Source organism: Anabaena sp. CCY 9613, from assembly GCF_963920895.1.
Lineage (GTDB): Bacteria > Cyanobacteriota > Cyanobacteriia > Cyanobacteriales > Nostocaceae > Cyanocohniella.
The window spans coordinates 81,899-96,057 of record NZ_CAWUDE010000008.1; the positions used below are offsets into that span (position 1 = coordinate 81,899).

At 43.5% G+C, this 14,159-nt stretch carries 14 protein-coding genes, 1 tRNA gene and 1 pseudogene; 7 read left to right on the forward strand and 9 right to left on the reverse strand.

The features are described from left to right. Positions 1-24: 24 nt before the first annotated feature. Positions 25-246: pseudogene (locus ACM0OT_RS11515) on the forward strand (IS5/IS1182 family transposase); the annotation flags it as partial. A 113-nt stretch (positions 247-359) separates the two neighbouring features. On the opposite strand, the gene ACM0OT_RS11520 reads toward ACM0OT_RS11515, so the two are convergent. From ACM0OT_RS11520 to psbD, 7 genes are all read right to left on the reverse strand, one after another. Then, positions 360-1,061, reverse strand: a complete 702-nt coding sequence (locus ACM0OT_RS11520) for a J domain-containing protein (protein WP_414564481.1) — start codon at positions 1,059-1,061, stop codon at positions 360-362. A 15-nt stretch (positions 1,062-1,076) separates the two neighbouring features. Next, positions 1,077-2,039: a cysteine synthase A gene (cysK, locus tag ACM0OT_RS11525; protein WP_414564482.1), complete on the reverse strand. Its 963-nt coding sequence runs from the start codon at positions 2,037-2,039 to the stop codon at positions 1,077-1,079. A gap of 58 nt (positions 2,040-2,097) precedes the next feature. Further along, positions 2,098-2,535 carry an RrF2 family transcriptional regulator gene (locus ACM0OT_RS11530; protein ID WP_414564613.1) on the reverse strand — a complete coding sequence of 146 codons (438 nt, stop codon included), beginning with the start codon at positions 2,533-2,535 and terminating at the stop codon, positions 2,098-2,100. A 203-nt stretch (positions 2,536-2,738) separates the two neighbouring features. Further along, positions 2,739-4,439: an iron uptake porin gene (locus ACM0OT_RS11535; protein ID WP_414564483.1), complete on the reverse strand. Its 1,701-nt coding sequence runs from the start codon at positions 4,437-4,439 to the stop codon at positions 2,739-2,741. Between the two features lie 410 nt (positions 4,440-4,849). Beyond that, positions 4,850-6,598 carry an iron uptake porin gene (locus ACM0OT_RS11540; RefSeq protein WP_414564484.1) on the reverse strand — a complete coding sequence of 583 codons (1,749 nt, stop codon included), beginning with the start codon at positions 6,596-6,598 and terminating at the stop codon, positions 4,850-4,852. Positions 6,599-6,970: 372 nt separating this feature from the next. Then, complete coding sequence (locus tag ACM0OT_RS11545; RefSeq protein ID WP_414564485.1) at positions 6,971-7,252, reverse strand: 4a-hydroxytetrahydrobiopterin dehydratase; 282 nt, start codon at positions 7,250-7,252, stop codon at positions 6,971-6,973. Positions 7,253-7,875: 623 nt separating this feature from the next. Continuing rightward, entirely contained in the window at positions 7,876-8,934 is a 1,059-nt protein-coding gene (gene psbD / locus ACM0OT_RS11550; RefSeq protein WP_414564486.1) for a photosystem II D2 protein (photosystem q(a) protein), read from the reverse strand. Positions 8,935-9,211: 277 nt separating this feature from the next. On the opposite strand from psbD, the gene ACM0OT_RS11555 reads away from it, so the two are divergent. The 5 genes from ACM0OT_RS11555 to ACM0OT_RS11575 all read left to right on the forward strand — a co-directional run bounded on the left by ACM0OT_RS11555 (position 9,212) and on the right by ACM0OT_RS11575 (position 11,702). Beyond that, positions 9,212-9,484, forward strand: coding sequence for a hypothetical protein (locus tag ACM0OT_RS11555; RefSeq protein WP_414564487.1), 273 nt, complete (start codon positions 9,212-9,214; stop codon positions 9,482-9,484). Between the two features lie 21 nt (positions 9,485-9,505). After that, positions 9,506-10,183 carry an ABC transporter ATP-binding protein gene (locus ACM0OT_RS11560; protein ID WP_414546311.1) on the forward strand — a complete coding sequence of 226 codons (678 nt, stop codon included), beginning with the start codon at positions 9,506-9,508 and terminating at the stop codon, positions 10,181-10,183. Between the two features lie 231 nt (positions 10,184-10,414). Continuing rightward, positions 10,415-10,966, forward strand: a complete 552-nt coding sequence (locus ACM0OT_RS11565) for an NYN domain-containing protein (RefSeq protein WP_414564488.1) — start codon at positions 10,415-10,417, stop codon at positions 10,964-10,966. Positions 10,967-11,153: 187 nt separating this feature from the next. Beyond that, a tRNA-Asn gene (locus tag ACM0OT_RS11570) sits at positions 11,154-11,225 on the forward strand. A 144-nt stretch (positions 11,226-11,369) separates the two neighbouring features. After that, positions 11,370-11,702, forward strand: a complete 333-nt coding sequence (locus ACM0OT_RS11575; RefSeq protein WP_414564489.1) for a hypothetical protein — start codon at positions 11,370-11,372, stop codon at positions 11,700-11,702. A 90-nt stretch (positions 11,703-11,792) separates the two neighbouring features. Here the strand turns inward: ACM0OT_RS11575 and ACM0OT_RS11580 are convergent, their stop codons facing one another. Continuing rightward, on the reverse strand, positions 11,793-12,650 hold the full coding sequence (locus ACM0OT_RS11580) for a M56 family metallopeptidase (protein ID WP_414564490.1): 858 nt from the start codon (positions 12,648-12,650) through the stop codon (positions 11,793-11,795). Then, positions 12,650-13,072 carry a BlaI/MecI/CopY family transcriptional regulator gene (locus tag ACM0OT_RS11585; RefSeq protein ID WP_414564491.1) on the reverse strand — a complete coding sequence of 141 codons (423 nt, stop codon included), beginning with the start codon at positions 13,070-13,072 and terminating at the stop codon, positions 12,650-12,652. The genes ACM0OT_RS11580 and ACM0OT_RS11585 overlap by 1 nt, the downstream gene beginning before the upstream one ends. A gap of 281 nt (positions 13,073-13,353) precedes the next feature. Here ACM0OT_RS11585 and ACM0OT_RS11590 point away from each other — a divergent pair, with 281 nt between their 5' ends. Continuing rightward, complete coding sequence (locus ACM0OT_RS11590; protein WP_414564492.1) at positions 13,354-14,088, forward strand: 2-phosphosulfolactate phosphatase family protein; 735 nt, start codon at positions 13,354-13,356, stop codon at positions 14,086-14,088. The last annotated feature ends 71 nt before the right edge of the window (positions 14,089-14,159 follow it).

Here is a 14,159-nt window from a genome sequence, read left to right on the forward strand (position 1 = left end):
GGTAAAAACCTTTGTAGCAAGTGAAGATTTAGTTTGGGTAGAGTCATGGCTAAACTTCCTCATACGTCTGTGACTGCTATTGCTATTACTTTTTTAGTCATGAATCTTTGTGCCCTTCTTTCACGGCTTTTTTGTCGATTTTTATGGCAATTTTTCAACAGCACATCTTTTTTTACCCCTTTTATTAATGAACGTTATAGGTTGAGTAATTGCAGGCAACAAAAACTTATCTCTTCTCTTGCCTGATTACTTAGTCAATCCTTCTCCTACCTTTAAATGACTTTTTCAGCAAGCCCTAATTATGTACGTCTTCCTAACTTAGAGCTTCTAAGGTATTCTGCAAAAGATGCTGAATTTGATTAACTAACAGATTCTTGTACTTCGTAGTGTAATCTGGCAGCTATACGGAATAATTCTTGCCCTGTATGTAAATGATGCTCGTCGTAGCTCAAAGGGAAGTAAGCCAATTCTTCTATACCATCTGCTACTTGATTAAGACTATGGTAAATGTAAGCAGCTGTTTTTGCTAAACTTGGGGGATTTGGCAGGGAACGAAAAGCTAATTGAGCGTGCTTGAGGTCATCTCGGCAGGCGTTTAAGTATTCCTGGAATTCCTCTAATAATTCATCATCAAAGGGATCAGCGGCTAGTTGCTCAATTTGATCCTCTAAAGAATTGAGAATGTTATCTAGCAAGTCATTGACTGGTTGATAAACTAGGCGCAACCAAGCTTCAACATGTTCATCTGCATCTCGTCCTGTTGGCCTGGTTGTCTGGTAACGTTTTTGAGCTGATGCTGTCCGCTGTTGATAATTGCTCTGGAATTTTTGGGAATCTTCTTGCAGTTTTTGGTCATAGCTGAGTCGATTTTGACTGTCCCCTAAGACTTCATAAGCTGCATTGATGCGAATAATTTGTTCTTTATCTGCTGTTTCTTGGTTGCTGTCAGGATGAAACAACTTTACCAAGCGGCGATAAGATTGCTTAATCTCCGCTTGGCTAGCATTGGGATTAACGTTGAGAGTTTCGTAGTGATTAGAAACGTGTTTAGAATCGACCATTTATCCAATTTAACGTTAGCTAATGCTAGTGGCCAACCTAGCCTCTAAGTCTTGGAACAACGGTGTACTTAAATATCTTTCTCCAAAACTGGGCTGAATCATCACGATTAAGCGTCCCTCATTTTCTGGACGTTGGGCAACACGGATAGCTGCACATAAGGCTGCACCACTAGAAATCCCAGATAGTAGACCTTCTTCTCTAGCTAAACGCCGACCATAAGCGATCGCTTCGTCATCCGTCACACTAATCACTTCATTAATCAATTCTGTCTTCAGTACTTGAGGGACAAACCCAGCACCAATTCCCTGAATTTTGTGGGGGCCTGGTCGTCCTCCAGATAGCACTGGGCTATTGGCTGGTTCAACTGCGATCGCCTGGAAACTAGGTTTACGAGCTTTAATCATTTCCGCTACCCCAGTGATTGTACCACCTGTACCTACCCCTGCCACGATCATATCTACCTGTCCATCGGTATCTGACCAAATTTCTTCAGCTGTAGTTTCTCGATGCACTTTAGCATTGGCTGGATTGCGGAACTGCTGCAACATATAGGTATGTGGGGTAGTATCAACTATCTCTTGGGCCCGCCGAATTGCCCCACTCATCCCTTCAATACCTGGTGTTAATTCTAATTCTGCTCCATAAGCCCGCAACATCGCCCGGCGTTCCCCACTCATGGTTTCTGGCATAGTCAAAATTAAGCGATAACCTTTAGCTGCTGCGGCCATTGCCAGAGCGATTCCCGTATTTCCCGATGTGGGTTCTACCAATAAAGTCTTGCCAGGAGTAATCAACCCTTCCTCTTCTGCGGCATTAATCATACTTACCCCAATCCGGTCTTTGACTGATGCCGATGGGTTCATACTTTCGAGTTTCACAACTATTTGTGCCACACATCCTTCAGCTTGAGGGATGCGGTTTAATTGTACTAGAGGTGTCCGACCAATAAGTTCTGTAATGTTACGCGCAATTTTCATTATTGTTCCTTATCTATATAGTTAGTGGTCAAAAGTCAATAGCCAAAGCAACTGTGGACTAAATGTAATACATAATATCCAACTGTCGCCGAGAATCTCGCTTCTCACAAAGATCCTGAAGTGTATAGTTTTGTAAAACTGAGTTGGCGGCTTGACGTGCTTCTTGCCAGATTTCTTTGATTACAGAAGTATCTATACTTTTAGGGTTAGTATCGTCTTCACATACCCGCACGTCTGACCCTTCCAGACATTCTAAAACATCGAAGAGTGTAATTTTCCAAGGTTCTTTTGTTAAAAAATAGCCACCTTTTGACCCGCGTTGACTTTTTACGATACCCCCACGTCTTAAAGTCGCCAATAGTTGTTCTAAATAGCGATCAGGTATGCTTTGTTGCGCGGCAATTTGTCGAATTTGCATCGGTTCGCCGCTTTCGTAATGAGTTGCCATCTCTATCAAGGCGAGAATGGCATATTCAGATTTACATGATAGTTCCACAGGCATGAATACTAGTAAGGGATCAAGTGTTAGTTGAGAAGAGTTATTAGTCTTTACCTTTTCTAGTATACTCCGGTTCTCCACTGGGGTTTGTTAATTAGTCATTAGTTACTTTCCTCATCCCCCTCATCTTCTCAAATAAAAAACCCTACCTAAAGGCAGGGCATAATAGATTCTCGAATTTTTAGCCGATTTACAAAACTCTAGAAAGTGAATGTAGTTCTGAGAGTACCAATCACTGCATCAGAGTTGTCGCTGTTTTGACCAGGATTGGTCAACCAGATAACGCCAGGAGTAACGGAGATGTTATCGGAAACTTGGTACTTGTAGAAGCCTTCAACTTGGTATGGCAATCTGTTAGAGCCATCTACTACACCACGCGCATAGGGTTGGGCACCTGCAAAAATACCTAAAACGTTACCTCTTTTACCAAAGTCAGGTAATGCTACCCCAACACCGTAAGTCCAAACTTCTTTGTCATCATCTACACCGAATCCTGTGACATCTGTGTAAGAAACGAACCCACTAACTGACAGTCTATCACTGGGTCTGAACGCAGCTGACACACCATAAGAATTGGTAGAAGATGGGTTTTGCAGAATGTTGGCTAAACTACTACCTACGATGGGATTAGTTACTGAACCTGCGTCGAATAAGCTACTACCTGCACCGTGATAACCATGTACGTAGGTTGCAGCTAAAGCCAAGCGATCGCCTACACTAAAGTTCAATTGTCCTAAAGCAGCATAGTTGCCGTTGAACACACCTTCACCGAGTCCTGGACTGTTAGGTTCCGATCCCAAATAACCGACAGTTAGTGAACTAGGTCTGAGAATACCGCCACCTTGACCAAAAGGTAAGGTTAAGGCAAGACCAGCACCACCACCAATCCGATAAATGGGATTTTCCGAAGCAAAGGTTGTTAAAGCACCGTTACCACCATCGAAGTCTTCAAAGTAAGGGTTGTTGGTAGCGGCGTAATCGCTATGAATACCTCCAGTGGCCGCAATATACACTTGTGCGGGGCCAACAGGAACATAGTATGCCAACCAATCTATGTTGACATTATTATTACCAGTGCTACCAACGTTAAAAGTTTGAAGACCTTCACCACTGGGAAGACCACCCACTTCAGTACCCAAATTAAAGTTTTGGGCGTTACCAGATGAAAGACGGGTGTGCAAAATATCTCGACCAGTGAAGCTGGTTTGCAGGTCTAGACGGACTCTGTTTTGGAATACAGTGTTATTATTGTCACCAACTGTATCACCGAAAGCATCTGTAACAGCAAATATGGCTTCACCAACTAGCTTGGTGGTGGTGGAGAACTGATTAGCTTCTAATTCAGCTGTCCGCGCTTCTAGAGAATCTACTCGACCGCGTAAAGTCGCCAATTCTGCGGAAAATTCTTCTTGTAAGCGTTGTAGAGTCGCTAAATCTTCTCTGGTCACCATGTCAGCTGTGGCTGTGGCGATCAATTCGTTGACTCTATCCAAACAAGCGTTTAAACCAGCTGCAAATTCGTAACGAGTTAACGCACGGTTACCGCGATATGTCGCATTGGGATAACCTGCAATACAACCGTAACGCTCTACTAAGGACTGCAACGCTTGGAATGCCCAGTCTGTTGGTTGTACGTCCGAAAACTGTGAAACCGATGTTACTTGGGATATGGTAGTGTTTTGTCTACCTTCGTTGCTATAGCTATTAACTTGGTTAATTACGTTGTCGTTAGCTGCTTGAGCCAATATTTCTGGCTGTGGCGCTATTTCAATAACAGTTTGTTCTGTTGCCGAAACTTCAGTGGTAATGCTTGGGGCGGCAATTGCTGCTCCTGAAACCAACAAGGTTGCTCCCAAAACTGCGGGGCTAACCACCAGGGATTTCCACAATATGTTAGACATTTTCACTTTTCTCCTCACACCTTGTACTGTTGTTGCATTAGCTACGCCTATTATCAAAATTAATTCGGTTATTCCGCATTAAGTTGAGAATGAAGCATTCTAATTTAATGATAATTGCACAAGTAGCAATATTATACCAAGCTGTCTTTAATCATATAAGAGTTTCTCGGTAGCTGAGTTCATAAATTGATCATAAAAGCCTGACACCTTTTGCTTGTTAAAACTTGTCTACTTTGAAAACTGTAGTTTGTAGTCAAGATTATGAGATTGCTTCCTGGCGTCGCCATGACAAAAACTCCACTTTTCATGATGGACGAGGTTTAACGCTTCACCCTTAGCAACAAAAAAACCCCACCTGATGGCGGGGTGCAACAAACTGTAAAGTTTGTTTTCAGTAAACTGACAAAACTCTAGAAGGTGAATGTAGTTCTGAGAGTACCAATTACTGCATCAGAGTTATCGCTGTTTTGACCAGGGTTGGTCAACCAGATAACGCCAGGAGTAACGGAGATATTATCGGAAACTTGGTACTTGTAGTAGCCTTCAACTTGGTAGGGAACTCTGTTAAATCCAGGTTGGATACCACGTGCGTAGGGTACAGCACCACCGAAGATACCTAGTACGTTACCTCTCTTACCAAAGTCAGGTAACGCTACACCAACACCGTAACTCCAAACTTCGCCGTTGTCGTTAGCACCAAAGCCATTAACATCGGTGTAGGAGACAAAACCACTGACGGAGAGTCTATCGCTGGGACGGAAGGCTGCGGAAACACCGTAGGAATTAGTTGCGAATGGATTGGTGCTACCATCGGTTCTATCAACACCACCAAGGTTGGCGATTGAAGTACCTACTACAGGAGAAGTGTTGTTACCTGCGTCAAAGATTCTGCTACCTGCACCATGATAACCATGAACGTAGGTTGCAGCTAAAGCTATGCGATCGCTAACGCTAAAGTTCAATTGTCCTAAAGCAGCATAGTTTCCTTGGAAGATACCGGAACCTAGACTGGGATCGTTAGCTTCTGATCCTAAGAAACCTACAGTGAGAGAACTGGGTCTGAGGATACCGCCACCTTGACCAAAGGGTTGTAAGGTGAAGGCAAGACCAGCACCACCACCAATGCGATAAATGGGGCTTTCAGAAGCAAAGGTTGTTAAAGCACCGTTACCACCGTCAGTACCATCATTGAAGTAGGGATTGTTTACTGCTGCATAATGGCTGTGTCTACCACCATTTGCTGCAATATAAACTTGGGCTGGGCCAACAGGAGCTTGGTAGGTTAATCTGTCGATTTCAACGTTGTTACCGCCAGTGTTACCGATGTTAAAGGTTTGCAGACCTTCACCACTAACAGTGCCAGGCTCACCCAGAATCGGTGGTGAACCAACACCTAGATTAAAACGATCTGCGTTGCCAGATGCTAAACGGGTTGTTAACACGTCCCGACCGGTAAAGCTGCTTTGTAAGCCTAAACGGACTCTGTTTTGGAATACAGTGTTATTATTGTCGCCTGCTGTATCACCAAAAGCGTCAGTTAGAGCAAAAACGGCTTCACCAACTAGCTTGGTGGTGGTGGAGAACTGATTAGCTTCTAATTCAGCTGTCCGCGCTTCTAGAGAATCTACTCGACCGCGTAAAGTCGCCAATTCTGCGGAAAATTCTTCTTGTAAGCGTTGTAGAGTCGCTAAATCTTCTCTGGTCACCATGTCAGCTGTGGCTGTGGCGATCAATTCGTTGACTCTATCCAAACAAGCGTTTAAACCAGCTGCAAATTCGTAACGAGTTAACGCACGGTTACCGCGATATGTCGCATTGGGATAACCTGCAATACAACCGTAACGCTCTACTAAGGACTGCAACGCTTGGAATGCCCAGTCTGTTGGTTGTACGTCCGAAAACTGTGAAACCGATGTTACTTGGGATATGGTAGTGTTTTGTCTACCTTCGTTGCTATAGCTATTAACTTGGTTAATTACGTTGTCGTTAGCTGCTTGAGCCAATATTTCTGGCTGTGGCGCTATTTCAATAACAGTTTGTTCTGTTGCCGAAACTTCAGTGGTAATGCTTGGGGCGGCAATTGCTGCTCCTGAAACCAACAAGGTTGCTCCCAAAACTGCGGGGCTAACCACCAGGGATTTCCACAATATGTTAGACATTTTCACTTTTTCCTCACACCTTGTATAGATAATTGTTTTCGTTGAACTTACTCTCTAAAACTCAACATGTTCCTATGTTGAAGTTTTGGATGATGCATCGTTGCCACTACTACAATTTTAGGTTTTTGCTGGGCTAATAACTGATTAACTAAAAATGTTAAAAATCAATGTAATTAACTTGTGCAAAAACATAGCTTCCTAACATAGCATTATAAAGCATTTGAAGTATATGGCAAGCTACAAGCGATCGCCTGATTAACTGTCACATGTGATGCTCTTTAAGTCTGAAGTAAGGGTAAGGTTTTTGCCATATTTTTTCTCTGTCTCTAGTCTTAAAAGCTCATTTAATTGGCAATTTTCCCCTGAGCCTTTTTAAATGATTTGAGAAATTTTTGCAGCTACTTCAAAGTCTTTTTGGGTTAACCCACCTGCATCATGTGTCGTCAGTGCAATATTGACTTTGTTATAAGAAATTTCTATATCAGGATGATGTCCTGATGTTTCAGCAGGTTCTACCAGTTTATTCACAAATTCAATAGCTGCTATAAAATCTTTAAATTTGCGGGTAGTCTGCAACTTAGATCCTACAATTGTCCAATCTGACAAGCGGCTTGCCTCTGCTTGAATTTCTGTATCAGTCAGTAGTTTCGCCATATCCAAAAATTCCTGCTTACATCTTGGCAATATCTTGCATTGCATGATTTTGGCGCTTCATTTACATTACACCCTTTATGCTCACATAGAGAAATACGCCGGAATCCTCTTCAGGGTTAAATGCCATGAATATGCAAGATATTATATTTAGTACTTAATAAAAACTTTAACGCAATTCCTATTTGAATTTGCTACGGCAATCATTAATCAATCAAAAGTCACCCCTAAAAAACTATCCGCTCTGATTTAGATCAGATGACCTAATACCAGAGCGGTGTAGCGGGTCTTCAGGTTGCAACCAGACTGCCGGAAGGAACTCCGATCTTTAGCCTAGCTACTTGAGCTAACTTAGTTTCACCAGGAAACTAAGGCTAACTTTTAGAGAACAGCCCCGGCGCGCAGCCGGCTAACTGCAACCTGATGACCCATGCGTATACTACTTTCTATCATGGGCATCACCTCCTTGTTGCCTAAGCGGACTTAGTTTCAAAAGGGCAGAGCGTTTACTCTGGGTTATTAACCTGGAATCAATATAACACAGAAATTTTAGAGAGGTTAACTCTAAATAAATAAACCCCCGCCAAAAGGCGGAGGAGGATGAAAAAATGGCAATTAAACCATTCTTACAGTGCGTTACCGCGAGGTAGAACTTCCTCAGGGAATACAAATTGTTCGTGAGGCTGATCTTGAGGAGCCATCCAAGCGCGGATACCCTCGTTCAGCAAAATGTTTTTGGTATAGAAGGTTTCAAATTCGGGGTCTTCAGCCGCGCGCAATTCCTGGGATACGAAGTCATATGCCCGGAGGTTGAGCGCTAAACCGACAATCCCAATGGAAGCCATCCACAAGCCTGTGACTGGCACAAACAGCATGAAGAAGTGTAACCAACGTTTGTTGGAGAAGGCAATACCGAAAATCTGTGACCAGAAACGGTTTGCTGTCACCATTGAGTAGGTTTCTTCTGCTTGGGTGGGGTTGAAGGCGCGGAAGGTGTTGGATGCTTCGCCGTCTTCAAACAAGGTGTTTTCGACTGTGGCTCCGTGAATGGCACACAATAGCGCTCCACCGAGTACACCTGCTACACCCATCATGTGGAAGGGGTTGAGTGTCCAGTTGTGGAATCCTTGCAGGAATAGTAGGAACCGGAAGATGGCTGCTACTCCAAAGCTGGGTGCAAAGAACCAGGAAGATTGTCCCAAGGGGTACATCAGAAATACGCTGACGAATACCGCGATGGGGGCAGAAAATGCTAGGGCGTTGTAGGGACGAATGCCTACTAGCCGCGCAATTTCAAATTGCCGCAACATGAAGCCGATTAAGGCAAAGGCTCCGTGTAGGGCCACGAATGGCCATAAGCCACCGAGTTGGAACCAACGGGTGAGGTCTCCTTGCGCTTCTGGCCCCCACAGTAACAACAGGGAGTGTCCCATGCTGTCTGCGGGGCTAGATACTGCTACTGTCAAGAAGTTACAGCCTTCCAGGTAGGATGAGGCTAATCCGTGGGTGTACCACGAAGTTACAAAGGTTGTACCGGTTAGCCAACCGCCTAGTGCTAGGTAAGCGCAGGGGAATAATAATACTCCTGACCAACCTACAAATACGAAGCGATCGCGCTTTAACCAGTCGTCTAGTACGTCAAACCACCCTCTTGTACTGGGGGCGCGTCCTACTGCGATGGTCATTAGAACAAATCTCCAAATCTTATAAGTACAAATCTGCTGACAGATTGGCTGTTTACAGCTATCCTTATGCAGAAAGCTAACCAGATTGTCAATCTAGTTTACAAATTTTTACCGACTCTCATAATTATAAGTGTAAATCGCTAATTTTTCCAGTAATTTTTTGCAAAAGGAGATTGGGTACTGGGTATTAGGAAAATTCTTATCTCATCCCTAATCCCCAATTCCTTATGCCCTGACGCTAAAATGAGTCCTACAGTTATGTTTTGATTAATCCTAAATGTTTACCATCGATTTAAGTCTCAGAAATACTGCCTTTCCTATCTCTGTACAACGTAAATCAGCAGAGGATGCTGAAGCAGTTTATCAGCTAATTTTGGCAGCGATGCGCTCTGGTAATCCTGACCTTGTGGAACTGAAGTGTGAAGGTAAGACAGAAAAGAAAATTGTTGTGCGTGCTAGTGAAATTTCTGGGGTACAAATTGTTCAGAAAGATGGTGCTAGCACTAGTAGTGGCAGACCACCAGGCTTTTTTGCCGTAACTGCTGAATAAGTGAATAACTAAGGTATGCACATGGCGGAAGCGGGCATTGAAGTTAAAGATTTACGCTTCAGTTGGCCTAATGGCGAGACGGCTATCCAATCTTGCTCTCTGGAAGTACCTGTGGGTGAATTTTGGATGCTTTTGGGTACAAATGGCAGTGGTAAATCAACATTACTCCGACTGCTGGCGGGGCTATTAGCTCCCCAATCCGGGGAAATTCGGGTTTTACATCCGGTTGGCTTTGTCTTTCAAAACCCTGATCATCAATTAGTCATGCCTACAGTTGGTGCTGATGTGGCTTTTGGTCTGGTAGAAGAAAAGTTGCCGCCTGCTACGGTGAGGGACAGGGTAGAAGAGGCGCTGGGGGCAGTAAATTTGTCTGCTTTACAACTACGCCCTATTTATGCCCTGAGTGGAGGACAAAAACAGCGCGTCGCCATTGCTGGTGCGATCGCCCGGCGTTGTGAAATCTTATTGTTAGATGAACCCACAGCTTTACTTGATCCAGATAGCCAAATGGATTTAGTGGCTGGTGTCCGTCGCTTAGTGAAAAGTCGCGGTATTACTGCTCTATGGGTAACTCATCGTCTAGATGAGTTGAATTACTGTGACGGTGCTTTTTTATTAGAAAAAGGCTTTTTGGTAGATAGAGGTGAACCTCAGCGTCTCAAACAACGTTTAATGACTCTAGAAGATGAAACTTCTTAAACAGTCAATTTCTACTAATTCTTTTTCTTCAGTTAATTAATCAATAATTAATCACAATTACAGCGCGCCTTAAACGGGCGCGTTTCCTTTTGATAAAGCTTTTGCACGTCTAATTTTGCCAGCATATCGCATTTTTTGCTGCTATGTAACATAGTGTTACAAGCAGTGTTTCAATTACTATAAAACTTATGAATGGATTTTGTTAACTCTAGATAACTGTGATTAAAAACCATGCCTCGTCCCTTACTCCGAGCCGTTTTGTTAGTAGACGGCTACAACATCATTGGCGCTTGGCCTTGCCTGAAAAAAACCCGTGATCAAGCAGGATTAGAGGCAGCACGCTGGGAATTAGTGGAAGCGATGACTAGTTACAGCTCATTTCAAGGTTATGATACGCAAATAATTTTTGATGCTCAATATCATAAAGCCTCTAGCAATCAAGAAACTATTACAGAACTTTTATCAGTTCATTACACTGATTTTGGGCAAACAGCAGATACTTTTATTGAAAAATCCTGTGCATCTTTGCGTTATCAAATAGCCCAATCTCTGATTGCTCGCGTGATTGTGGCAACATCAGACCGCGCACAGCAGTTGATGGTACAGGGGTATGGGGCTGAATGGTTATCGGCACAACAACTGTGTGGTGAGGTAGAAACCACAGTTTGTCGGATGCGACATAAATATCAAAAACGCCAACAACCTAAAGGTCGGTTTTTAGCTAACTCCATTGACGCTAAAGCACGGCAGCGATTAGCGGAATTGCGGATGGGATTACAGTAGGGGCTAGGGGCTAGGGGCTAGGGGCTAGGGGCTAGAGTGGTATACTCTCTCGTTCAAAAGTCTCAAACCATTATCTAGCATGGTTTTTGGTTGGGATTTTATAAAAATTTAGCATATACGAAAAAAAGTTTGGGAAAGTACTTGCCAAATCTTATATGTTGGGTTTAATATTAGAAACTGTGAGCGTTCCTCAGTAGCTCAGTGGTAGAGCGATCGACTGTTAATCGATTGGTCGCTGGTTCGAATCCAGCCTGGGGAGTTTAAAAAAGATAAAGTTAGATTGTGGAGTTAGATTACCTAACTTGCACTTTTGTTTGGTTGCCGATGAATCAAGTGCGATCGCAGCTAGAATATAAATCTCTTCTTGTGGTAATTTTTCACAACCCATGCATGAGATGGTCGCATGAAAAGCATTTTTTACCAGAAATTTTCCAGCCTAACCATAGCTAAATCGATAACTCTGGTCATGGCGGTTTTAGTGGTTAGTTTACCATTTGCTGCTAAAGCCAGTCAGCCAGTAATCAACGGTGCAATTAACCCCAGAGAGCCAAACTTTTTTACACGGGGTAGAGAGCAATTTGAGAAAGAAATTCAACGTTTGCTAAACAGAAGCCGTTCTGCTTTAGATACACCCCTAAAAATTAGTCCCCAACAACAACAGCTGATACAAGAACAACTAGCGCCACTCGAAAAGCCTCAAGTTTCACCGAATCCTCCTCATGAATCTCACAATTAGTTCCTATCAGCAAGAGGATTTGGCATGAATCACTGGATACCTGAGTGTGTAGCGCCACCTTCTTGTTTTGATGTGACCTATTTTTCCCGTTTATGTATGAAACATCACACTCACTAGCGGCATAAATGCTAGGAGAAAACTATTCCAGTAATGCCAGTTAATTTCTGGTGTGGGTTCTGGTGGTGCTAATAAAGCTTCTATTCTCTGTTCTAAGCGTAGCTTGCCGTCGTAGGTATCCCCTCCGCTAGACCCTAAAGCTGCACAGCAAATTTCTGATGATACACTGCTGTTACTTACTACCATTAGCAATGACTCTGCTAACAAAAGCGGGTCTGCTTGTGACGCTGCGTAACTGTCAGCACGTAATTCACGCAAAGCTAAAAGTTCTTCCCACAAAACATCTGTATTGGGTAACCAACTGGTACAGGCGCGTACCCAACCCAGCCAGAAAAACCAAAATGTGTCGCGGTAATGATAATGTCCTTGCTCATGTGCCAAGACACTATCTACATGTTCTGGGGAGAGGGTTTGCAGTAATCCTTGACTAACTACTAGTTCTGGATGCCAAAAGCCAATTTGACCAGCAAACGGTGCGTCTGTGTTCAGTAACCTAACTTGTTTACCTGCAAGATGCACCAAAGGAGATTGACGAGCAGATTCCACAGATTGCCAACCTTGGAAAGCCAATTTAATGCATAAAACTGCAAAAAAAGCTAGGCAAGTTAACGCAAATTCATAGCTTAACCAGCCAGTATGTACTCCACCCATATTGCCTTGGGGTCCCATAAATAAGACAGCGATCGCCGTCATAAAAATTAATAATGGCGGAAAGAGAAATAAAAATAGCGATCGCCGCCACCGGACACCCCAGTTACCTTGGAGATGATTAAGAGAGCATCTTAAACTCCAAGCAACTGTCAAAGCAGTCAAAATCATCATCAGATGCATTATTGTTGTTCCTCCCTGGCTTGGCGTGCGGCTTGAATGCGTTTAGCGATCGCTTCTAATTGCTCACTGGCGGCTGCATCTAGACTATCAGCAAAGGCAGCAATAACATCAGGGTTGCCCACTGCTAAAAACCGTTGTAACTGTTCGTGGGCCTTAATTACCTGTGCTTGCTGCTTTGTCAACTTGGGTTGCCAATAAAACGCCCGTCCTTGTTTATTACAGGTTAACCAACCCTTATCTGTAAGGCGGCGCAGGACTGTGGTGACAGAAGTGTAAGCTAATTCTCGGTTCGGGTCAGAGAGAATGCGATCGTGTACATCCTTGACTGTAGCTGAACCCAATTCCCAGATGATATTTAAAATTTCTGCTTCCAAAGGGCCTACAGACAGTTGTTTGGGGCGATAGTCAGGTAAAGGTGCCATATTGATTTTGTCACAGATTTTAGATATTGGATCAACGGATGAGATGCAAAAATTCCGGCTCTATTTGCCAAGCTGAGACTGCGAAAAAGATTGTTTTGGCAGGTCGATTCTTTTTTCAGATTACCGCTGTTTGTGTTCCTTGGCTGCAAATCCCCGATCTAAGATAATGAATACTCTTACCTAAAGATAAGAAATCATCTGACTTTAACTGTGATTATGGTTAATGACACCAATTAGAATGTAATCTCGGTAACAGTATTTAGAGCAGGTGTATCCAGCGCGTGAAGCTATTCATATACCACACTCCGGAATTGACTCCCACGGACAAAACTCCAGACTGCGCTATCGTAGTTGATGTTTTGCGAGCTACTAGCACAATAGCCGCTGTCTTGGCTTCTGGAGGCGAAGCTGTGCAAGCCTTCAGTGATTTAGATGAACTAATTGCAGTTAGCGAAAACTGGCCCCCAGAAAAACGACTGAGGGCTGGAGAACGCGGCGGTGCTAAGGTAACTGGCTTTGAATTAGGTAATTCTCCCCTCGACTGCACACCGGAAGTAGTCCAGGGGCGACGTTTGTTTATCAGTACCACCAATGGGACTCGCGCCTTACAACGGATACAACACTCCCCAACTGTACTCGCCGCAGCTTTGATTAACCGGGCAGCGGTGGTGCATTATCTCCTGGAAAAACAACCAGAGACAGTGTGGATTGTCGGTTCTGGTTGGGAAGGCAGTTTTTCGTTAGAAGATACAGTATGCGCCGGGGCGATCGCTCATAGTCTTGTAGAAAAGTCCCAATTATCCCCAGATGATTTAGCTGGTAACGATGAGTTAATTAGTGCGATCGCTCTTTACTCCCAGTGGCAAAATGACTTATTGGGATTATTTCACCAAGCCAGTCATGGTAAAAGGTTATTACGCCTTGAAGGTCATGAAGATTTAAAATATTGCGCTCAAACCGATATTTTAGATGTCTTGCCCATACAGCAAGAACCGGGGGTGTTAAAAAGTCAATAATTAAAAGATTGTTGCTGCTGTTTGAATATGCCTCCTTCTGGTTTCAACTGGGAAAGGGGCATATTTAATCA

Bases quoted from the DNA above. Each gene is read 5' to 3' on its own strand.
- ACM0OT_RS11520 (WP_414564481.1), bottom strand. From the start codon at position 1,061: ATGGTCGATTCTAAACACGTTTCTAATCACTACGAAACTCTCAACGTT.
- cysK (WP_414564482.1), bottom strand. From the start codon at position 2,039: ATGAAAATTGCGCGTAACATTACAGAACTTATTGGTCGGACACCTCTA.
- ACM0OT_RS11535 (WP_414564483.1), bottom strand. From the start codon at position 4,439: ATGTCTAACATATTGTGGAAATCCCTGGTGGTTAGCCCCGCAGTTTTG.
- ACM0OT_RS11540 (WP_414564484.1), bottom strand. From the start codon at position 6,598: ATGTCTAACATATTGTGGAAATCCCTGGTGGTTAGCCCCGCAGTTTTG.
- ACM0OT_RS11545 (WP_414564485.1), bottom strand. From the start codon at position 7,252: ATGGCGAAACTACTGACTGATACAGAAATTCAAGCAGAGGCAAGCCGC.
- psbD (WP_414564486.1), bottom strand. From the start codon at position 8,934: ATGACCATCGCAGTAGGACGCGCCCCCAGTACAAGAGGGTGGTTTGAC.
- ACM0OT_RS11555 (WP_414564487.1), top strand. From the start codon at position 9,212: ATGTTTACCATCGATTTAAGTCTCAGAAATACTGCCTTTCCTATCTCT.
- ACM0OT_RS11560 (WP_414546311.1), top strand. From the start codon at position 9,506: ATGGCGGAAGCGGGCATTGAAGTTAAAGATTTACGCTTCAGTTGGCCT.
- ACM0OT_RS11565 (WP_414564488.1), top strand. From the start codon at position 10,415: ATGCCTCGTCCCTTACTCCGAGCCGTTTTGTTAGTAGACGGCTACAAC.
- ACM0OT_RS11575 (WP_414564489.1), top strand. From the start codon at position 11,370: ATGAAAAGCATTTTTTACCAGAAATTTTCCAGCCTAACCATAGCTAAA.
- ACM0OT_RS11580 (WP_414564490.1), bottom strand. From the start codon at position 12,650: ATGCATCTGATGATGATTTTGACTGCTTTGACAGTTGCTTGGAGTTTA.
- ACM0OT_RS11585 (WP_414564491.1), bottom strand. From the start codon at position 13,072: ATGGCACCTTTACCTGACTATCGCCCCAAACAACTGTCTGTAGGCCCT.